Raw genomic sequence first — 18,321 nt, 5'->3', positions numbered from 1 at the left:
AAACTATTATTACAAGTACAAAAAGGAAACTTTATGGCTCTAGAAAGAACGTTTTCAATTGTTAAGCCCGACGCTGTAGAACGCAATCTGATTGGTGAGATCTACCACCGCATTGAAAAAGCTGGTCTACGCATCGTTGCTGCAAAAATGGTTCATCTGACAGAAGAACAGGCGAGTGGTTTTTACGCAGAACATGAAGGCAAACCTTTTTTCCCTGCACTGAAAGAGTTCATGACATCTGGTCCTATCATGGTTCAGGTTTTGGAAGGTGAAGATGCAATCGCTCGTTACCGTGAGCTAATGGGGAAAACAAATCCAGAAGAAGCGGCATGTGGCACTATCCGTGCAGACTACGCACTTAGTATGCGTTACAACTCTGTTCATGGCTCAGACAGCCCTACATCTGCAGCTCGTGAGATTGAATTCTTCTTCCCTGAGTCAGAGATTTGCCCGCGTTAATCTTGTTCTAATATGAATGTTGAGCCTCGGAATTTTCCGGGGCTTTTTATTATCGAAAATTGACTGAGAACTGATCACACCTATTGTCTAAAATTTAATCTATAGGATTTTAATGCCTTAGCAAACTCAGGGTCTTAGAACCCTTGTTGTAGCTGCATAAAGGCTGTACAATTCGCGCCCTTATTCTTGTTTCAGTCATTGAGAGGCAACATGACCACTGAAAAAATCAATCTACTCGACTTTGATCGCAAAGGCATGCGTCAATTTTTCGCGGAAGAGCTAGGCGAAAAAGCGTTCCGTGCGGATCAGGTTATGAAGTGGATCTACCATTTCGGTGTTGATGACTTCGATAACATGACGAACATCAACAAGAAGCTACGTGAAAAACTGCAACACAAGTGCGAAATCAAAGCACCAACGGTAGCAGAAGCTCAGCACTCTTCAGACGGCACAATCAAGTGGGCGATGAAGGTGGGTGATCAGGACGTAGAAACGGTTTATATCCCAGAAGAAGATCGTGCGACATTATGTGTATCGTCTCAGGTAGGTTGTGCGCTGGAATGTAAGTTCTGTTCAACTGCTCAACAGGGGTTCAACCGTAACCTAAAAGTTTCTGAAATCATTGGTCAGGTATGGCGTGCTGCGCGCGAAGTTGGTTTGCAAAAAGAAACCGGTCGTCGCCCAATCACTAACGTGGTAATGATGGGCATGGGTGAGCCTCTTCTAAACATGAAGAACCTTATCCCTGCGCTTGAAATCATGCTTGATGATCTTGGCTTTGGCTTGTCTAAACGTCGTGTCACCGTATCTACTTCTGGTGTGGTTTCTGGTCTTGATCAGATGACGGGTAAAATTGACGTCGCATTGGCGATCTCTCTACACGCGCCAAATGATGAACTGCGTAGCCAAATTATGCCGATCAACGACCGTTGGGACATTCAAGATTTCCTTGCATCCGTTCGTCGTTACATCGCTTCATCGAATGCTAATCGCGGAAAAGTAACCGTTGAGTACGTACTACTTGATCATGTGAATGATGATATGGACCACGCTCGTGAACTTGCGGAACTCATGAAAGATACGCCATGTAAGATCAACCTGATTCCGTTTAACCCGTATCCAGGTTCTCCTTACAAAAAACCAAGTAACTCACGCATCGACCGTTTCCAGAAAACATTGATGCAATACGAACACACGGTAACGGTTCGTAAAACGCGTGGTGATGATATCGATGCCGCATGCGGGCAGTTAGTTGGTGATGTTATTGACCGCACCAAACGTACAGCATCTCTAAAAGCTGCGCGTGGTGCAGAAACCATCGACGTAAAAGCAGTATAAGTTGTAACAAATTCTTGAATAGCCAGAGCCTTATGCTCTGGCTATTTTGTTTGTAATATCTACACTGTATCCTTATAGACACAGCGTTGTGAGTAGAAATATTACTTAGCTGTGTCAATTTTTGGACAAAAGCTTGAGCTATCTGTTAATTTGAGAGCAAAGAGTTTTTGTCTTCCTTATACATTCGCTTATCATGGTGAGCGAAATATAACAAAGACACTGACTATTCTCAGTATTCTCTCAATTACGTTTGCTGATTCATTGCAAGCGAGCATTCATACTCCGAACACTGAGAATTTCTAAAAGATTATTTTGGTTAACGCGTTTAGGCTAGCTATCTTTAAGTGAGGCTTAAGAACAAAAACGAAAATAAATAACTGTGTTAGCCACCAAACAGATTAAATACCGCCATTATGACAGAACACGAAAACACCAATGAAGTCCCGCTTTCTATGGAAGCTGGCACGTTACTAAAAAACAAACGCGAATCTCTAGGGATGACTCAGAAGCATGTTGCTGATCGCCTAAGACTTCGCGTTTCTGTTATTGAAGATATTGAAAGTAATCGATTTGAAGCACAGCAAGTTACTACGTTTACTCGTGGTTACTTACGTTCTTATGCAAAGCTTGTTGGGCTTGATGAAAAGATTGTTTTGGCAGCTTTAGAGCAAACTTCTGAAGTTCACGTTAAGCCACAAGAAACAGAGATGCAAAGTTTCTCTCGTAAAACCAAACACGAGAAACACAATAGCCGAATTATGCTGCTCACATGGGCGATTGCGATTGTGATTACTGGTATCTCTGGCGCTTGGTGGTGGCAGAACCAGCAAGAAAACAGCCTTGCTCAAGTTGTGACAGAATCAAGTTCAGAAACGGAACAAACAGCGGACGATGCTGATATCGATCTAATGAGTGCCGATGAACTTATCGCAAGCACGCCTGCGGAAGTTGCGCCAGTGGTAGAAGTTGCTGAAGCCGTTTCATCTGCTGACGAGACGGTAAGTAAAGCAGAAAGCGCGGTAGCAGCAACTGAAGAAACGGTGACAGAAGCTGTGGCAGAAGAGCCTGTTGCGGTCATCGAAGATGCTCAAGCAACTCAAGAACCAATGACGCCTGTTGTGCCAGAGGGCATGACGTTATTAACCATGAAGTTTAAAGCAGACTGCTGGATTCAGGTTAAGGACTCGAATGGCAAAACGCTAGTAAGCGGGACCCGTAAACCGGGTCAAGACGTAGAACTTGCCGGAAAAGCACCTTTTAAAGTGATATTAGGCGCACCAGAAGGCGTAACCATGACATTTGCAAGTGAACCTGTCGACCTTTCTGGGTATACTTCAGGCAAAGTCGCTAGATTCACTTTACCGTTATAAATATTATGCAACACGAATCTCCAATTATTCGTCGTAAATCGACGCGTATTTATGTGGGTGATGTGCCAATTGGTGATGGTGCACCGATTGCTGTACAGTCAATGACAAACACTCGCACGACTGATGTGGAAGCTACAGTCGCACAAATCCGAGCATTAGAAAAAGTGGGAGCAGACATTGTACGTGTTTCTGTTCCTACTATGGATGCAGCGGAAGCTTTTAAGCTCATCAAACAGCAAGTGTCTGTGCCGTTAGTTGCGGACATTCACTTTGACTACCGTATCGCCCTGAAAGTGGCAGAGTACGGTGTTGATTGTTTGCGTATCAACCCAGGTAACATCGGAAACGAAGAGCGTATTCGCTCTGTTGTTGATTGTGCCCGTGACAAAAACATCCCTATCCGTATTGGTGTAAACGGTGGTTCTTTGGAAAAAGATCTGCAGATGAAATACGGTGAGCCAACGCCAGAGGCATTGGTAGAGTCGGCGATGCGTCACGTGGATCATCTAGACCGTCTTAACTTTGACCAGTTCAAAGTCAGTGTGAAAGCGTCAGATGTGTTCCTAGCGGTGGATTCATACCGTCTATTGGCAAAACAGATTGACCAGCCACTACACCTAGGTATCACCGAAGCCGGTGGTGCAAGAGCTGGTGCTGTTAAGTCATCGGTTGGTCTTGGTATGCTTTTGGCTGAAGGCATCGGTGATACGTTACGTATCTCATTGGCGGCAGATCCAGTAGAAGAGATCAAAGTTGGCTTTGATATTCTTAAGTCTCTGCGTATCCGCTCACGTGGCATCAACTTTATTGCTTGTCCAAGCTGTTCACGTCAGGAGTTCGACGTGATTAACACAGTTAACGCATTGGAAGAGCGTCTAGAAGACATCATCACACCTATGGATGTGTCTATCATCGGCTGTGTCGTAAACGGTCCAGGTGAAGCTGAGGTTTCACACCTAGGTCTAGCTGGCAGCAATAAGAAGAGCGCATTCTACGAAGACGGCAAACGTCAGAAAGAGCGTTTCGACAACGATGATCTAGTGAATCAGCTAGAAGCGAAAATCCGTGCGAAAGCGTCTGTATTAGACCAAGCTAACCGCATCGATATCAAACAAGAAGATTAATCTCATAGCTTGAGCACACTAAGTGTGCTCGGGTTACTAAGCGACGGTAATAATTGTGGCAAAGAAAATCCAAGCAATCCGAGGCATGAACGACTGCCTTCCAACTCAGTCTCCGCTGTGGCAGAAACTTGAAAACGCAGTAAAAAGTACCGTGAGCGCATACGGCTACAACGAAGTGCGCATGCCAATCGTTGAAGAAACAAACCTATTCAGCCGCGCGGTTGGCGAAGAGACAGACGTCGTTTCAAAAGAAATGTACACCTTTGATGATCGTAACGGAGACAGCCTAACACTTCGCCCTGAAGGTACAGCGGGCTGTGTACGTGCATGTATTCAAAATAGCCTGATCAACCGTGACGAACAACGTCTATGGTACATGGGGCCAATGTTCCGCCATGAGCGCCCGCAGAAAGGTCGTTACCGTCAATTCCACCAGTGTGGTGTTGAGGTGTTCGGTCTAAATGGTCCAGATGTTGATGCTGAGCTTATCATGATGACAGCACGTCTATGGCGTGAGCTGGGTATCCATGAACATGTTCGTCTTGAGCTTAACTCTATCGGTTCTCAAGAAGATCGCGCAGATTACCGCACGGCACTGGTTGCGTTCCTTGAGCAACATATCGATGTGCTAGACGAAGATTGTAAGCGTCGTATGCACACGAACCCACTGCGAGTTCTGGATACGAAGAACCCTGAAGTTCAGGCTATTTTAGGCGATGCACCTCGTCTTTCTGAGTACTTAGGTGAAGAATCTAAAGCACACTTCGCAGGTCTATGTGAACTTTTAGACGCTGCAGGTATCGAATACACAGTTAACGAGCGTCTAGTTCGTGGTCTGGATTACTACAATCGTACGGTGTTTGAGTGGATCACTGAAAGCTTAGGTGCTCAAGGCACAGTATGTGGCGGTGGTCGTTACGATGGTCTTGTAGAACAATTAGGTGGCAGTGCAACACCAGCAGTTGGTTTTGCAATGGGCCTAGAGCGTCTTGTTTTGATGCTAGAAACACTAGAGCTAACAGATGTTCGTCGAAGTGTTGATGTTTACGTAGTGACAGCTGGCGAAGGCACAATGATGGTAGGCATGAAGCTAGCAGAACAGCTTCGTGAAGCTGTTCCAGGTGTTCGTGTGATGAATCACTTCGGTGGTGGTAACTTCAAGAAACAGTTTAAACGCGCAGACAAAGTCGGTGCTGTTGTAGCATTAGTGCTGGGCGAAAACGAAGTTGCGGATAATACCGTAGTACTAAAAGATTTGGTTGGTGGTGAGCAAGAGACTTACAATCAAGCAGAAGTTGCTGAGAAGATCGCAGCACTTATCTAAGTCTTTTAATAAGCTAAAGATTATATCCTAATTTGTAATAACGAGGCTCCCAAGATAGGAGCCTTTCGACGAATAGGAGCAATGGTAGCCCTTGCTGCCATTTACATGTTTTAAGAGGACAGGAAGTGGAACTTTACGATACTGAAGAACAACAAGTTGAAGCCATTAAAGACTGGTGGAAGGAAAACGGCAAAGCCGTCATCATCGGTGCGGTTGTTGGTTTAGGTGGTCTATTTGGCTGGCGTTACTACCAGGATTCTGTCGTTCAGGCGAGTGAAGCAGCTTCTCAAAGCTACACAACAGCGATGAATGCTTTGCAAACGAAAGGCGCAGATGCTCAAACAGATATTCAAGCGTTCATTGATTCAAACAAAGTGAAAGAGTACTCAGTACTTGCTGCACTTCAATTAGCAAAAGTTCAGGTTGATGCAAAAGATCTTGCCGCTGCGCTTGAGCAATTGAAATGGGCTCAAAGCAACACGAAAGATGCCGCGCTAACTCCACTTATCAGCTACCGTATTGCGCGCATTGAAGCGGAAATGGGCAACTTTGACGCAGCAAATGCTGAGCTAAGCAAAGTAACAGATGCAGCATGGACGGGTCGTATTGCAGAACTTCGTGGTGATATCGCACTTCGTCAAGGTGACAAAGAAGCGGCATACGCAGCTTACACGGAAGTTCAGCAAGCAGCAGATGCTAGCCCGACGCTACAAATGAAATTGGACGATCTGGCGAAATAAGGACCGCATTGGATGAAAAGAGTCTTTAAGAAAGCCTTGTTAGGGGCATTAACAGTGGGAATTCTTGCCGGTTGTGCTAGCGAGGAAGACACCATTGTTATGGCTCCACTGCCTCAGGTAGATAGCCAGTTCACACCAAGCAGTGAATGGAGTACATCAATTGGAGATGGCGTAGGTCATTACTTCTCTAAGCTGTCTCCTGTCATGGCCAATGACACTCTGTTTGTTGCTAGTCGTGATGGTTTAGTTAAAGCATTGGACCCAGAAAACGGCAAGCAGAAGTGGCAAGTAAATCTAGAAGAAGATGTGATTGCTCGTCTTTCTGGCGGTATTACAGCGGCTTACGAAAATCTTTATATTGGTTCTGAAAACGGTGAAGTGATCGCGCTTGACCAAGACACTGGTGACGTGATTTGGCGTATTGAAGTTGGCGGTGAAGTATTGGCGAAGCCAATCGCAGACTCAGGTTTGATCATCGTTAATACTAGCCGTGGCACTCTCATTGCGCTTGACGAAAGCACTGGTGAGCAACGTTGGGCACTGAGCACTGAAGTTCCAAACCTAACCTTGCGTGGCGATAGCACACCAACTGCAATCGGTGGTGGTGTATTCTGGGGTACTGCGAATGGACGTCTTGCGGCGGCAATCGTTGAACGCGGTCAGTTGATTTGGCAACAGCCAGTTGGAACACCAAAAGGCGCAACTGAGATTGATCGTCTGGTTGACGTAGATTCTTCTCCTATCGTTCTTGGCGGTACTCTTTTCACTGTTGGTTACAACGGTCAGTTGATTGCTATCGACTTGCGCAGCGCAAACCCAATTTGGAAACGTAACTACTCATCAGCCACAGATATTGCGACAGATGGTAGTCGTATCTTTGTGATTACAGAGAAAGATCATGTGGTCGCTGTTGATGCACGTAGTGGTACTGAGCTTTGGGAAAACAGCAAGCTTGAGTACCGTCAGCTAACAGCTCCTGTCCTTGTTGATAACTATCTTGTTGTTGGTGATACATTGGGTTACTTGCACTGGATGGATCGTTCAACGGGTGAGTTCGTCGCACAACAGTTTGTCGATGACAGCGGTTTCGCTGTAGGGCCAACCTTGTTGTCAGATGGTTACGTGATTACCACTCGCAATGGCGATGTAAAGAAACTAACCATTAACGAATAATATCGTGATATAATTCACATTCGGCTCCTGGCTGGTAACAGTTAGGGGCCGTTTTGTTGTTTGAAATTATTATTTATTAACAGTTATTCCTGACGTGGTTATAGGTAAAAAGCTGGTTTGATTTGGCATTAGGCAAGTCGTTACCTATAACTACAGAAGAAAGATTATTGTAGAGGTTGTTATGGTACCTGTTGTTGCTCTTGTGGGGCGTCCAAACGTAGGTAAATCTACGCTATTTAACCGATTGACTCGTACTCGTGATGCGTTGGTTGCGGACTTCCCTGGCCTAACGCGTGACCGTAAATATGGCCAAGCTCGCCTTGGTGAGGAACACGAATTCATCGTTATTGATACCGGTGGTATTGATGGTACGGAAGAAGGCGTAGAAACAAAGATGGCAGAACAATCGTTAGCGGCTATTGATGAAGCTGACGTAGTGCTGTTCCTTGTTGACGGTCGCGCTGGACTAACGCCATCGGATGAAGCGATTGCTGCGCATCTGCGTAAAATCGAAAAGCCAGCGATGTTGGTAGTAAACAAAATCGATGGTATTGATGCTGACGCCGCATGTGCCGATTTCTGGCAGCTTGGTGTTGACGATATGTACCAAATCGCTGCGGCACACGGTCGTGGTGTAACGGCATTGCTAGAGCGTGCATTAGCGCCATTTTTCGATGATCTACTGGCAAGTGAATCTGAAGAAGGTGAGATTGAAGATCTGACTGAATTCGAAGATGAAGAGTTAGCGATCGAAGATTACACCGAAGAAGACGCAGAAGCTGAGTTCAAACGTTTGCAAGACCAGCCAATCAAACTGGCAATTATTGGTCGTCCAAACGTAGGTAAATCAACGCTGACTAACCGTATTCTTGGTGAAGAACGTGTAGTGGTATATGACATGCCAGGAACCACTCGTGACTCTATCTACATTCCAATGGAACGTGATGGTCGTGAGTATGTGCTGATCGATACTGCGGGCGTACGTCGTCGTGGTCGTATCAACGAAACAGTAGAAAAATTCTCTGTTGTTAAAACGCTGAAAGCCGTAGAAGATGCAAACGTGGTTCTATTGGTTATCGACGCGCGTGAAAACATTTCTGACCAAGATCTTAGCCTACTTGGCTTCGCACTGAATGCTGGTCGTTCAATCGTACTAGCGGTAAACAAGTGGGACGGTCTGGATAACGATGTAAAAGAGAATGTGAAGAAAGAACTCGACCGCCGTTTAGGCTTCGTTGATTTTGCACGTATTCACTTTATCTCTGCATTGCACGGTACTGGCGTTGGTCACTTGTTCGAGTCGATTCAAGAAGCGTACAAGTCGGCAACGACACGTGTAGGCACATCTGTTCTTACTCGTATCATGAAGATGGCAACAGACGATCACCAACCGCCTATGGTTCGTGGCCGTCGTATTAAGCTTAAATATGCACACGCGGGTGGTTACAACCCACCAATCGTGGTTGTTCACGGTAACATGGTTCGCGATCTACCTGATTCGTACAAACGTTACTTGATGAACTACTTCCGTAAGTCTCTGGAAATCATGGGTACACCAATCCGTATTAACTTCCAGAACAGCGATAACCCGTACGAAAACCGTGGTGGCAAGCTGACTCTTTCTCAAGAGCGTAAGCGCAAACGTATGATGTCTGCAGTGAAGAACCGCAACAAGTAATCGCCTAAGATTTTATGAATACCCAAGTTTCGACTTGGGTATTTTTTTATTCGAAGCTTTCATAAGAAGTAATTAACACATGACAATCACAGCAACCAAGACGTGTTTCTGTCATCAAACTTGGCAGTTAGAGGCGCACGTACAATTTGTTCAATCTACATCAGAAGCTACCCATGTTGTTACTGATGTCACGCCTTTTCATCCAGTCAGCCATATTTGGCCAGATCATCCAGCGGACAAAGGCACACTAACTATAAAAGGAATGAAGTTTGAAGTGGTTGACTGCCAAGTTGGTGCTGTAGAACTAGCAAGCGGCGAGTTATATATTGGCCAAGCTATTCCGGTAAAACGTGATACTGAAGGGTGGGCGTTTGTTGTAGTGCATGTCTTGCCATTCACCGATACGTTTGATGCTGGTGATATTGCGTTGCTGGAAGTAGACAAAGAATACCAACTGTCTCTAAGTCGCGGTCATAGCGCAGGACACATCGCATATCTTGCGCTCAATAAGGTGCTGGCGCAGAACTATTGGCGTAAAGATGCTGACCGTAAAGACCCGCATGGTAACTACGATTTCAATAGCTATGCGCAAGAAACCAGTTTTGTCACCCAAGACAAATGTCTGGATACGTATCGTTTAGGCAAAACACTCCGCAAAAGGGGTTTAAACAGTGCAGATATGCTGTCTGACCTGAAAAGTATCGAACAACAGGTGAATGTTCTGTTGGGGGATTGGTTAAAAAGAGACGCTGCGATCACTGTCGATTGCCATGGGGAACACCTCACGGACTCACGTTATTGGCAATGTGATTTAGGCGAAGGAGAAATCGCTGTCATCCCTTGTGGGGGAACGCATGCGAGTCATTTGAGTGACTTTGGTTCTATCCTAGTCACGCTAGTGGAAATAGACTCACAAACTATCGAAATGCACACCGATGTAATACGCTAAATTTGGATTCTGATCTTTTTATTAAATCCTGTTATCTTGGTTTTTGGTTCGAAAGTGTAGTTTTTAGTTCTGAATAAAATTGAGAGACAGAATATGTAACTTATGCTTTCGGTATGTGGTTATATAAATATTCTTTTAAGGGGTGATCGCTGATCAAAGGGGAAATATCCGAAGATCAGTATGTGATCTTTTATAGTGTCGCGTGCGCATAATGTGAGTTAGCTACCTGTGTAATATTAATAGATTTATTATATTCCTAGCTAACAAACATAATAACAATGTGAATACGCAGTACGATGGATAAAGATAGACTGTTAGATGCTCACCGAGCAGTCAATCGTCTTTTAGGTAAGCTTGCTCTTGGGATGAGTCGCGATAAACTTAATCATGAAGTGATTGAGTTAAGTGAACATTTGTTCGGAAAGAGGCAAGCTTCAATATTACGATTACAGCCAGATACAAACACACTTCATTTAGAATTTGCCCCGCATTTGCCTGATTTTTATAACCAAGCGATTGAAGGCGTTCCTATTGGACCTGATATTGGTTCTTGTGGGGCTGCCGCATTTTTAAAGCAAACCGTTGTAGTGAGTGATATTGATCATCATGTTAACTGGGCGGCTTTTCTTAAACTTACTCAGCGAGCGAATCTGCATTCTTGTTGGTCTGTCCCTATTATTGCTTCCGATGGTCATGTGCTTGGTACATTCGCGGTCTACAGTACTGAGCCGTCAACACCGCACCCTTATGAAATTAAAGTACTAGAAATGCTTGCGGCTTTGTATGCGATTGCATTGGAGAAGTTTCGCCTGGAAGAGCAGCTTCACTTTCATGCAAGTCGAGATTCATTAACTCACTGCTTCAATCGTCGAGCTTTGTTGGCCGAGGTTGACCACAAAGTGAATGGTGAATGTGGGCGGAATGCCGTTGTCGGTTGCTTTTTTGTCGATATCGATGAATTTAAGTACATCAACGATCGTTTTGGTCATGAAGCGGGTGACCAAGTGCTTATTTTAGTGGCTGAGCATTTAAAGCAGGTCTTTCGTTCATGTTCAGTGATAGGGAGATATGGAGGGGATGAGTTTGTTGGCTTTAGCTGCTTTGCTGATGATCGCGCTTATCAAGAGTTTGGTATCCGTTTAGAAGCGGAGCTCAACCAAATCTGTCATTTAGAAGAATATTCAGTTAGGGCAAGTATTGGTTGGGCTTGTAGTTTAGCGAGTGAACGTGCAGTGTTAGAGCAGCTTATCCAACAAGCTGATGTGGCAATGTATCAAAACAAGCGTGCCAAACGAGCGTGATTAAGATCAAAGCACAAGATTGCCTTATGCTTAAACTGTGAGTCAGTAAATAGAAGTTTTTAGGGGTAACCATGCAACCGAATATTTGCCCAACATGCGATATTGAGCTGGAGTGGACAGGTCAATACCACTGTAATCAATGTGAGTCGGATTATAAGAAAGTGGGATTTTGTCCAGATTGCGACGCTGAACTAGAAAAGCTACAAGCTTGTGGTGCGGCGAACTATTTCTGCAACAGTTGTAATGAACTCAAATCGAAATCACGTGTTCGATTTGAGTTTCAGAAAGTCAGTTAATTAACGGTTGAGCGAAGCTCACCATCAGATAAGCGGGTGACCAATACGTCGCCCGTTTTTACATCTTTCGCTTGAGTAACAACCTGACCTTGCTCAGTTTGAGTGATCGAGTAGCCACGTTTTAGCGTTGCCAGTGGGCTTACCGTATCTAGCTTCTCAGCCGCGATTGCCAGTTGATGGCGCATGGTCAGTAACTTACGGTCCATTGCATCCAGCAATTTTTGCTCAACTCGATCAAGCTTCGACTTCTGCTCAGCCAAGCGCTTTACTGGTGAGTTCAGTTGTAGGCGATGATGCTTACGCTCAACAGCTTGTTGGCGTGTAGTAATGAATCGTTGCATCGCGCGTTGTAGGCGCATCTCCAACTCATCAAGTTGTTGCGTCTGGCGTTGCAATTGATAGCTTGGGTGTTGGCGCTCTAAACGGTGTATAAGTTGAGCTGATTGCTGTTTTTGCTGCGCTAGGTAGTAACGCATTGCACTGGCTAGCTTATGTTGACGAGTCACCAAAGCTTGATCTTTGTGGCTGTTATCGCGGCTTACCAATTCAGCCGCCGCTGATGGAGTCGGCGCTCGCATGTCCGCTACAAAGTCGGCAATAGTTACGTCAACCTCATGACCAACTGCACTGATGATCGGAATTTGGCTTGCAGCAATCGTGCGAGCAAGAATTTCGTTGTTAAAGCACCAAAGGTCTTCTAACGAGCCGCCACCACGACCAACAATCAATACATCACATTCATCACGACTGTTTGCACGACCGATCGCTTGCGCAATTTGAATGGCCGCTTCTTCACCTTGCACCATGGTCGGGTAAACCACCACGGGTAGGGAAGGATCACGGCGTTTCAATACGTCTAAGATGTCGTACAGCGCTGCACCGGTTTTTGAGGTGATCACACCAACGCGTTTTGGGTGCTCAGGTAAAGGCTGCTTATTGGTTTGAGCAAACAAACCTTCTGCTGCCAATTTCATCTTAAGTGCTTCGAACTCTTGTTGCAGACGACCATCACCTTCAGGTTGCATGCTTTCAATGATCAATTGGTAGTCACCACGAGGCTCATACAGAGACAGACGTGCTTTAACTAATACTTGATTGCCGTTAGCAGGTTTGAAAGTGACGCGACGATTGTTACCACGGAACATGGCACATTTAACTTGAGCGCGAGAATCTTTAAGAGTGAGATACCAGTGACCAGAGACAGGAGCTGAGAAGTTGGATATCTCTCCGACAAGCCAGACGATCCCCATTTCGTTTTCAAGTAACAGGCGGACTTCCGCATTGAGTCGAGAAACAGTGAAGATGTTTTGATTGGTCTGGGAGAGCACAGCTAATTCCGTAGACGTGAGTATGGAAATTAGCGGCAATATAATACATATCAAGAGGGTGATTGCAAGAAAAAAATTAAAAAATTTGTGGTCAAGCGATTGCGTTAACCGTATAATCCCTCCGCAATATCTAATCCAAATGTAGCCAACAACCTAAAACTGGTTACCCTCATTATGCGAAACGATGAGATTGGATTGTTCTTTCTACTCCTCTAATTGTGAGATATTGCAAATGCTAAGAATTGCCAAAGAAGCGCTGACATTCGATGACGTACTACTCGTGCCAGCTCACTCCACTGTTCTCCCAAACACAGCTGATCTTCGCACTCAGCTGACTAAGAACATCACCCTAAACATCCCAATGATTTCAGCGTCTATGGACACTGTTACTGAAGCTCGTCTAGCTATCGCGCTAGCGCAAGAGGGTGGCATTGGCTTTATCCACAAAAACATGTCTATTGAGCAGCAAGCTGCTGAAGTTCGTAAAGTTAAGAAGTTCGAAGCTGGTGTCGTTTCTGACCCAGTAACGGTAAACCCTGAAGCGACAATCGCTGACGTGGTAGCTCTAACTGAAAAACACGGCTTCGCTGGTTTCCCTGTCATCACAGAGAACAACGAGCTTGTAGGCATTATCACTGGTCGTGATGTGCGCTTTGTTACTGACCTTTCTAAGAAAGTGTCGTCAGTAATGACAGCAAAAGAAAACCTTGCAGCAGTTAAAGAAGGTGCAACTCGTGAAGAAGTGCAAGAGAAGATGCACGAAGCACGCGTTGAAAAAGTACTGGTTGTGAATGATGATTTCCAACTAACCGGTATGATCACTGCGAAAGACTTCCACAAAGCAGAACGTAAACCAAACGCATGTAAAGATGAGCGCGGTCGCCTACGTGTTGGCGCAGCTGTTGGTGCTGGCGCTGGTAACGAAGAGCGTGTTGCTGCTTTGGTTGAAGCTGGTGTTGACGTTCTACTTATCGACTCTTCACACGGCCACTCTGAAGGTGTACTAAACCGTATCCGCGAAACTCGTGCTGCTTACCCAGATCTAGACATCATCGGTGGTAACGTTGCGACGGGTGCTGGTGCTAAGGCTCTTATCGAAGCGGGCGTTAGCGCAGTTAAAGTTGGTATCGGCCCTGGTTCAATCTGTACAACTCGTATCGTAACGGGTGTTGGTGTTCCTCAAGTAACAGCAATCGCAGACGCGGCAGAAGTGGCGGATTCATTCGGCATTCCAGTTATCGCTGACGGCGGTATCCGTTTCTCTGGTGACATCTGTAAAGCAATCGTGGCTGGCGCATCTTGTGTGATGGTTGGTTCAATGTTCGCAGGCACAGAAGAAGCCCCTGGTGAAGTGATTCTTTACAACGGTCGTTCTTACAAGTCTTACCGTGGCATGGGTTCTCTTGGTGCAATGTCTCAAGGTTCATCTGACCGTTACTTCCAGTCTGACAATGCAGCAGACAAGCTAGTACCAGAAGGTATCGAAGGTCGTATCGCATACAAAGGTCGTCTAAAAGAAATCGTACACCAACAAATGGGTGGTCTACGTTCAAGCATGGGTCTTACTGGCTCTGCAACGATTGAAGATATGCGTACTAAAGCTGAATTTGTTCGTATCTCAGGTGCGGGCATGGCTGAATCACACGTACACGACGTTCAAATCACTAAGGAAGCACCAAACTACCGTCGCGGTTAATTTTTACTGCTGTAAAAATAAAACCTATACACTCGACGTAAACGTTTGCTTTTTTCCTTGAAGCATTAATAAGAGGCGAGTACACTCGCCTCCGTTTTAATAACCTAGCTTATAAGACTGCTCAAAATGACTAAAAATATTCATGACCAACGTATTCTGATCTTGGACTTCGGTTCTCAGTACACTCAGCTAGTAGCGCGCCGTGTACGTGAAATCGGTGTTTACTGTGAACTGTGGAGCTGGGACGTTGAAGAAGCGGATATTCGTGAATTCAATCCAGACGGTATCATCCTATCTGGTGGTCCAGAAAGCGTAACGGAAGATAACTCTCCACGCGCTCCTCAATACGTATTTGACTCTGGTGTGCCAGTACTAGGTGTATGTTACGGCATGCAAACTATGGCTGAGCAGCTAGGTGGTAAAGTAGCGGGTTCTACTGAACGTGAATTCGGCTACGCACAAGTTAAAGTTTCTGGTGAATCTGCACTGTTTAAAGATCTTGAGTTAACTCAAGACGTGTGGATGAGCCACGGTGACAAAGTAGTAGAAATTCCTGCTGACTTCGTGAAAGTCGGTGAGACAGACACATGTCCGTACGCTGCGATGGCGAACGAAGAGAAGAAATACTACGGCGTTCAGTTCCACCCAGAAGTAACGCACACGAAAGGCGGCCTACAAATGCTAGAGAACTTCGTTCTTGGCGTATGTGGCTGTGAGCGTCTATGGACTTCTGAATCTATCATCGAAGACGCGGTTGCTCGTATTAAAGAGCAAGTGGGTGACGACGAAGTTATCCTAGGTCTATCTGGTGGTGTGGATTCATCGGTAGTAGCGATGCTGGTTCACCGTGCAATCGGTGACAAGCTAACGTGTGTATTTGTAGATAACGGTTTGCTTCGTCTAAACGAAGGTCAACAAGTTATGGATATGTTTGGCGACAAGTTCGGCCTGAACATCATCAAAGTTGACGCAGAAGAGCGTTTCCTAAATGCATTAGAAGGCAAAGCGGATCCTGAAGAGAAGCGTAAGACAATCGGTCACGTATTCGTAGACGTATTCGATGAAGAGTCTAAGAAGCTGAAAAACGCGAAATGGCTAGCTCAAGGTACGATTTACCCTGACGTTATCGAATCTGCTGCATCTAAGACTGGTAAAGCGCACGTGATCAAATCACACCACAATGTGGGTGGTCTTCCAGATGACATGGAAATGGGTCTTGTTGAGCCACTTCGTGAGCTGTTCAAAGATGAAGTTCGTAAGATCGGCCTAGAGCTTGGTCTTCCATACAATATGCTTTACCGCCACCCATTCCCAGGTCCTGGTCTAGGTGTTCGTGTTCTTGGTGAAATCAAGAAAGAGTACTGTGACTTGCTACGTCGTGCAGACGCTATCTTCATTGAAGAGTTACACGCTGCGGACCTATACAACAAAGTATCTCAAGCGTTCACGGTATTCCTACCAGTTCGTTCTGTAGGTGTAATGGGCGACGGTCGTAAGTACGATTGGGTTGTCTCTCTACGTGCGGTAGAAACTATCGACTTTATGACTGCGCATTGGGCGCACCTACCATACGACTTCCTAGGTAAGGTTTCTAACCGTATCATCAACGAAGTTGAAGGTATTTCTCGCGTGGTTTACGACATCTCTGGTAAGCCACCAGCGACAATCGAATGGGAATAATATTCCCTTCATATTTGAAGTAGCAACGTTGTTGACTTCTCCATTTCACCCTAATCACATAGTAAACCTATGCTCATAGGGCTGAAATGGCTTGTCGCCTAGTTGCAACTCCAACTATTTTGGGAATTAGCTTTCGTATTTGACGTAAAGATTAAAATAGTAAAGCCAGCCTTCGGGCTGGTTTTTTTATGCCTGAAAAGTGTGAACGCAGGTCTCAACTTTTTTATTAGAAAATATATACATGCGAGATTGTTGAATGTATATTCATTTTTGGTGTTTAAATATTAAAGTTGGTATTGCTATGGAACAGGCAGAAGTTACCTCCCTCATCCCCATCATTATTACGTTAGTCCTCGCGCTAACTACAAGAAACGTCGTTGTCGGCCTTTTTGCCGGCGTTGTTAGCGGTGTGGCTATGTTAGAAGGCACATTCGTCGATAAAGGTCCGCTCGATTCGTTTAGCGCACTGATGAAAAGTTACCTGTTGCCGCAACTGACTGACAGTTACAATGCGGGCGTCATTTTGCTCTTAGTCTTTATTGGTGGCTTTGTGGCCTTGATGGAAAAATCTGGCGGTGGCGTGGCGTTCGCTAAAAAGGTCACTCAATGGGTTGCCAATAAATGCCAAGCGCAGCTCTCTGCTTGGTTTGGTGGCGTTGTTATTTTCTTTTCAGACCTTGGTACACCGTTAATTGTTGGCCCTGTCTTTCGTCCTCTTTTTGATAAGCTGAAAGTCTCTCGCCAGAAACTTGCGTTTATTATTGATTCCACTTCATCCCCTGTGGCTATCCTGATCCCTTTCATCGGTTGGGGCGTTTACATTATGAGCCTGATTCAAAAAGAGTTTGCTGCACTGGATGTGGGTATCAGTGATTGGGATGCCTTTATTGGCGCGATTCCTTACCAGTTTTATGCCTTTTTAGCGATCGCGATTGTGCCGATTGTCTCTTTCTTCAAACTGGATTTTGGACCAATGGCGAAAGCGGAACAACTTGCGGAGCAGGGTTCTGATTTTGGAAAAGTGCAAGATTCATTAAATGTGTTTGAGCATAAAAATGCAAAAACAAGTTTTGTTTGGGCACCGCTGCTCGTCATGCTTGTGGTGCTTTGTTCAATCTTGGTACCTCACGGTTTTCCATTCCAGAAAGTAGCAGGTTCAACTTTCCGTGCTGCACTGTCGTCGGCGTATTTCTTTGCTGCAATTACCCTAATTAGTTTGATGGCGTTTTATGGTGTGAGAAAGCTCTCTGATGGCATTCAGGTTTACCTAAAAGGGATGTCGAACATGATGTCCGTTGCGGTGATTCTAGTTCTCGCTTGGTCACTGAGTTCTGTCGGTAAAGAGCTTGGCGCAGCGGCTTACATTGCAGAGCAAGCACAAGCTGGCTTCCCATACTGGTTATTGCCTGCCGTGGCTTTTCTATTGGCGGGTATTATCTCTTTTGCTACAGGGTCGTCATGGGGCACTTTTGCCATCATGATGCCATTGGTCATTCCAACCGCAGTCGCGATTGATGCGCCATTGCTGGTGTGTATCGGTGCGGTGCTATCTGGTGGCTTATTTGGTGATCACTGTTCGCCAATTTCGGAAACCACCATCTTGTCCTCTACGGGCGCAGGTTGTGAGCAGTATGAGCACTTTAGAACTCAATTGCCTTATGCGGTACTCAACGGTGCTATCGCTCTGACAAGCTTCCTTGTTGCGGGTGTGATGGCTTCTCCTGTAATTGTGCTGGTGGCAATAGTCGCGCAGTTTGCCATTTACTTGGTGCTCTCTAAACAGCAAGCTTCACCGACGCTAGAGCAAGCAACAGCAGATCAATAACAATAAATGAGAGCGGGGGATTATCCCCCGTTTTCTTTTG

15 protein-coding genes are annotated in these 18,321 nt (G+C 45.4%); 14 read left to right on the top strand and 1 reads right to left on the bottom strand.

Features of this window, described 5'->3' with window-relative positions; all coding sequences use genetic code 11:
* Positions 1–33 precede the first annotated feature (33 nt).
* The 11 genes from ndk to OQJ86_RS16525 all read left to right on the top strand — a co-directional run bounded on the left by ndk (position 34) and on the right by OQJ86_RS16525 (position 11,752).
* On the top strand, positions 34–459 hold the full coding sequence (gene ndk / locus OQJ86_RS16575) for a nucleoside-diphosphate kinase (RefSeq protein WP_038869590.1): 426 nt from the start codon (positions 34–36) through the stop codon (positions 457–459).
* Between the two features lie 210 nt (positions 460–669).
* Complete coding sequence (locus OQJ86_RS16570; protein ID WP_038869592.1) at positions 670–1,797, top strand: bifunctional tRNA (adenosine(37)-C2)-methyltransferase TrmG/ribosomal RNA large subunit methyltransferase RlmN; 1,128 nt, start codon at positions 670–672, stop codon at positions 1,795–1,797.
* A gap of 413 nt (positions 1,798–2,210) precedes the next feature.
* Positions 2,211–3,167, top strand: coding sequence for a cytoskeleton protein RodZ (gene rodZ, locus OQJ86_RS16565; RefSeq protein ID WP_102388859.1), 957 nt, complete (start codon positions 2,211–2,213; stop codon positions 3,165–3,167).
* Between the two features lie 5 nt (positions 3,168–3,172).
* The gene (gene ispG / locus OQJ86_RS16560; protein ID WP_005424674.1) at positions 3,173–4,291 is read left to right on the top strand and encodes a flavodoxin-dependent (E)-4-hydroxy-3-methylbut-2-enyl-diphosphate synthase; all 1,119 of its coding nucleotides are present in this window, start codon (positions 3,173–3,175) and stop codon (positions 4,289–4,291) included.
* 55 nt (positions 4,292–4,346) lie between these two features.
* The gene (hisS, locus tag OQJ86_RS16555) at positions 4,347–5,615 is read left to right on the top strand and encodes a histidine--tRNA ligase (protein WP_038869595.1); all 1,269 of its coding nucleotides are present in this window, start codon (positions 4,347–4,349) and stop codon (positions 5,613–5,615) included.
* A gap of 125 nt (positions 5,616–5,740) precedes the next feature.
* Positions 5,741–6,355 (top strand): YfgM family protein, encoded by a 615-nt coding sequence (locus tag OQJ86_RS16550; protein ID WP_265988436.1) that lies wholly within the window; start codon positions 5,741–5,743, stop codon positions 6,353–6,355.
* A gap of 12 nt (positions 6,356–6,367) precedes the next feature.
* Positions 6,368–7,528, top strand: coding sequence for an outer membrane protein assembly factor BamB (gene bamB / locus OQJ86_RS16545; protein ID WP_038881775.1), 1,161 nt, complete (start codon positions 6,368–6,370; stop codon positions 7,526–7,528).
* A gap of 181 nt (positions 7,529–7,709) precedes the next feature.
* On the top strand, positions 7,710–9,206 hold the full coding sequence (gene der, locus OQJ86_RS16540; protein WP_038869600.1) for a ribosome biogenesis GTPase Der: 1,497 nt from the start codon (positions 7,710–7,712) through the stop codon (positions 9,204–9,206).
* 79 nt (positions 9,207–9,285) lie between these two features.
* Positions 9,286–10,155, top strand: coding sequence for a hypothetical protein (locus tag OQJ86_RS16535; RefSeq protein WP_061036213.1), 870 nt, complete (start codon positions 9,286–9,288; stop codon positions 10,153–10,155).
* 296 nt (positions 10,156–10,451) lie between these two features.
* Positions 10,452–11,456, top strand: coding sequence for a sensor domain-containing diguanylate cyclase (locus tag OQJ86_RS16530; RefSeq protein ID WP_265988431.1), 1,005 nt, complete (start codon positions 10,452–10,454; stop codon positions 11,454–11,456).
* 71 nt (positions 11,457–11,527) lie between these two features.
* Entirely contained in the window at positions 11,528–11,752 is a 225-nt protein-coding gene (locus OQJ86_RS16525) for a zinc ribbon domain-containing protein (protein ID WP_033006191.1), read from the top strand.
* Here OQJ86_RS16525 and xseA read toward each other — a convergent pair.
* The gene (gene xseA / locus OQJ86_RS16520; RefSeq protein WP_038869605.1) at positions 11,749–13,080 is read right to left on the bottom strand and encodes an exodeoxyribonuclease VII large subunit; all 1,332 of its coding nucleotides are present in this window, start codon (positions 13,078–13,080) and stop codon (positions 11,749–11,751) included. The two genes, OQJ86_RS16525 and xseA, sit on opposite strands and share 4 nt — an antisense overlap.
* A 232-nt stretch (positions 13,081–13,312) precedes the next feature.
* Between xseA and guaB the strand changes: the two genes are divergently transcribed.
* From guaB to OQJ86_RS16505, 3 genes are all read left to right on the top strand, one after another.
* Positions 13,313–14,776, top strand: coding sequence for an IMP dehydrogenase (gene guaB / locus OQJ86_RS16515; protein ID WP_104035408.1), 1,464 nt, complete (start codon positions 13,313–13,315; stop codon positions 14,774–14,776).
* Positions 14,777–14,902: 126 nt separating this feature from the next.
* On the top strand, positions 14,903–16,456 hold the full coding sequence (gene guaA / locus OQJ86_RS16510) for a glutamine-hydrolyzing GMP synthase (RefSeq protein ID WP_039977093.1): 1,554 nt from the start codon (positions 14,903–14,905) through the stop codon (positions 16,454–16,456).
* Positions 16,457–16,757: 301 nt separating this feature from the next.
* A complete protein-coding gene (locus tag OQJ86_RS16505; protein ID WP_104035407.1) occupies positions 16,758–18,281 on the top strand; it encodes a Na+/H+ antiporter NhaC family protein in 1,524 nt (507 codons plus the stop codon).
* Positions 18,282–18,321: the final 40 nt, after the last annotated feature.

This window comes from Vibrio sp. Sgm 5 (assembly GCF_026241575.1).
Taxonomy (GTDB): domain Bacteria; phylum Pseudomonadota; class Gammaproteobacteria; order Enterobacterales; family Vibrionaceae; genus Vibrio; species Vibrio jasicida.
This window is presented reverse-complemented; position numbering and strand designations above follow the sequence as displayed.